Annotated in this window: 3 protein-coding genes; all 3 read right to left on the bottom strand. The window is 43.9% G+C overall.

Annotated elements, in window-relative coordinates; translation table 11 throughout:
- Positions 1-1,668: TonB-dependent receptor (locus A1D16_RS21475; protein ID WP_290713738.1), on the bottom strand; the 1,668-nt coding region annotated here is incomplete at its 3' end.
- A gap of 119 nt (positions 1,669-1,787) precedes the next feature.
- Positions 1,788-1,931 (bottom strand): hypothetical protein, encoded by a 144-nt coding sequence (locus tag A1D16_RS21470; RefSeq protein WP_290713735.1) that lies wholly within the window; start codon positions 1,929-1,931, stop codon positions 1,788-1,790.
- A gap of 21 nt (positions 1,932-1,952) precedes the next feature.
- Complete coding sequence (locus tag A1D16_RS21465) at positions 1,953-2,591, bottom strand: T9SS type A sorting domain-containing protein (RefSeq protein ID WP_290713732.1); 639 nt, start codon at positions 2,589-2,591, stop codon at positions 1,953-1,955.
- Positions 2,592-2,796 lie beyond the last annotated feature (205 nt).

Here is a 2,796-nt window from a genome sequence, read left to right as displayed (position 1 = left end):
ACCTGGAAATGTTTTTACAAGGTCGTCGTATTTTTTATAGAAAGCTTCTGCCCGGAAAGTATAGGAGCTATTGATCAGCTGATAATTGGCTATATAATGCGTCGCTTTGGTGAATTGAAGAAGTGGATTTACCAATAATTGATTGCGCTCGGGCTTTTGGTAAAATATTCCATAGGCCAGCGATGCCTGCCCCTTTTCACCAAGTTTATAGGCCATAGAAATGCGGGGAACCATATTAGCCCTGTTCAACAGGGAAGAATGTTCCAGTCGGGTACCAATTTTAGCAGCCAGGTTATTGGTAATATAAACATCCAGTTCAGCAAACGCTGCTTTGAACTGGTCTTCGAGTACCGTTTGCCGAAGCAGGGTATCCCGAAAACCGATATTGTCCCTGAAATACAACCATTCCCCACCAAAGCGAAGCACCGACAAACCGGTTCCGATTCTGCGATCGAATACTGTTTTAAATTGAAACAAACCTGATCTGCTGTCCACGGAAAATGGTTTGGTGGAAAAGGGCAGAAAGTTGATGACCTGATCTTTATTATCGCTGTTTTGCAGTCGATTCTGAATATCATCCTGGTTTATGCTATAGGAAGTGCCTGCATACAGCTTCCATTTTTTTCCCAGCCTTTCTTTCCAGGATAAATTTGCATACAGGTTATAGTTCTTTAACCCAAAGGCATTTTTAAGAGCAGCAGAATCTATATCGGGTGTGCGGATGCCCAGTTGATTCTGTTGAAAGGTTGCATAAAATTTTAGCATGCCCGTTTTGGAGGTTTTTACCCGGAAATTGGCATCTGCTCCATGAAATGCCGGTACGCGGAAATAATCCGGCCGCTGTTTTACAAGTTCAAAATAAGGTAACAGGTTAGTATAACCGTAATTTGCCCCCCAGCTGGCTGACTTTTTCTTATTCAGGTGCTGGTAACCTCCGCTGAGGCCAACGCTTGAAATACCTACTGAAGCCGAGCTTTGCTCTGGCAGATCGATGGTTTCAAGGATCAGGGCGCCAGACAATGCCTGGCCGTACAAGGCCGAATACCCCCCCGAACTAAATACGGTGCCTTTAAACAGGAAAGGTGAAAACCTACCCCTGGTTGCTAAATCGGGAAGGGCAGAATAGAAAAAATTATTCACCAGGGTACCGTCAATAAATACCCTGGCTTCTTCTCCCGAACCACCCCGTACAAAAAGCCCCTCTTTTTCTCCAATTTGCTGGGTACCAGGTAAGGTTCGAAGAGCAGCCGTAACATCTGCATTGGCGCTGGCAGTAGTTACAACATCTATAGAACTTAAGACCGTGGTACGTTTAGAGTCACTTGCCTCAAAACTGCCGGCAGTTACAACCACTGCTTTCAGTTCATCCATTGCTTCTTTCAGGACCAGGCGCAGGTTAAGGGGGCTACCGTTTAATTCCACTACTTCTTCCAATCCTTTATAACCAATAGCAGACACCTGTAGCAATTGCCGGCCCGATTCATTGCAGGTAAACTCGAAATAGCCGGTCGAATCTGTTGTAGCCCCGTCATAACTGTCTTTAATAGTTAAACTGGCGCCGCTCAAAGGCTTGCCTTTTGCCGTAAGAATACGGCCTTTTACCGGAGTTTGACTGATAGCTGTTACCTGGCTAAAAAGTACCAGTAATAGCAGAATAAGGTGGTTCAACGCAGTTAATTTTAATCAAATGTAAACTAGTTTATAATATAAACCAAATTTGAAAAATAGAGGCCCGACTAAGAATAGCCAGGCCTTGTTGATCGTACCCTTTAAAACTATACGCTTTTTTATCGGAGCAGGCTGATAACCAGGCTAAGCCAGATCAGGGCCAGTATTCCAATAGTAATCCATTTATTCACAACTGCCTGGGGAGAGGCGCTAACGCGATACTCCTTTGATATGCCAGCAGTGGGTTGTTGTTTTGTGTTCATACGGTTCGGTTTACTACTTGCTCAATTTGTTTTTACAATACGCCCCTGCAGATTGCTCCGTCCGTTACTCGCTTTTACCACATACCATCCCGGAGGCATCCTGCTAAGGTCCATACTGATTGACAGAGCCGCGCGTTTTTCCACATGGGTGCTAAGCAGCTGGCCATTACCGTTATAAAGTTCTACCACTATATCCTGTTGGTTCCAGCTAACCGGTAAGGCAGCCAGCAGAGTATGTTGAACCGGATTCGGATACAAGCCCAGTTTAAGTTGCGCATCAAAATGTGCTCCTTTCACCGACTGTGTTGCAGAATATTGGAATGTTCCGTCTTTATTGATCAACCTTAACCTGTAATAAAGTGCATGTTCTATTTTGGGCGGATATTTATCACTGTAGGAAAAATTGTCCTTCAGTTTTTGTTCACCGTCTGTAAAGTATAATGCCACCTCTTTAAAATTCGTTCCATCTGCGCTTCTTTCTATAGCAAAATGGCTAAACTCTTTTTTATAACGGGCCGACCAATTTAATTTTACCTGGCTGTTTTCAATACTTGCAGAAAAACTCAACAGGTCAACATTTTCAGCAGCACCGGCATTCAAAAAAATGAACAATAGGGTGCTTAACAGCCATAGCTGTTTGTTTAGGGGGTACGTTTTCATGGTAATGCAGTTGGGTTAACAAATCGGAACCCACAGGCATTGGAGACGATCAGGGACGTGCAATTCAGAGGAATGGAGTACGGATATGCTTATAGTTGTGACGCTCTTATAGTTAGCATCGTAAATTTTTTGTCACCGGATTGAACGACTATTTTATAGGTTCCTGCTGCCAGATCTCCCACTTCAACCAGTAATTGCTGAGGTG

Origin of the sequence: Flavihumibacter sp. CACIAM 22H1 (assembly GCF_001601815.1) — a bacterium.
Classification (GTDB): Bacteria; Bacteroidota; Bacteroidia; order Chitinophagales; family Chitinophagaceae; genus Flavihumibacter.
The sequence above is the reverse complement of the archived record's forward strand: the minus strand, read 5'-3'. Positions and strand labels throughout refer to the sequence as shown.